Origin of the sequence: Carboxydocella sp. JDF658 (assembly GCF_002049395.1) — a bacterium.
Lineage (GTDB): Bacteria > Bacillota.
This window is the reverse complement of sequence record NZ_BDLR01000226.1, coordinates 1-201: the sequence shown is the minus strand read 5'-3', so window position 1 is coordinate 201 and position 201 is coordinate 1. Positions and strand designations below refer to the sequence as shown.

Sequence of the window (201 nt, the reverse complement as noted above, 5' to 3'; positions counted from 1 at the left end):
CAGAACCACCATCTTGACATTGTTAAGAATTAGAGTCTTACGATTTAAATGGTCTAATATCCTGCCAGGAGTTCCAATGACAATCTGTACCCCTTTTTTCAAGGCATGAATTTGTCTCTCAATAGGTTGTCCACCATAAATCGGCAAAGTTTTTACTTCTTTAAACTTGCCAATCTTACTAATTTCTTCAGCAACCTGGAT

The 201-nt window shown here is 36.8% G+C and carries 1 protein-coding gene; it reads right to left on the bottom strand.

Translation table 11 applies throughout. The features are described 5' to 3' along the window. The coding region (locus JDF658_RS13925) for a DEAD/DEAH box helicase (RefSeq protein WP_143312029.1) at positions 1-201 on the bottom strand (201 nt) is incomplete at both ends.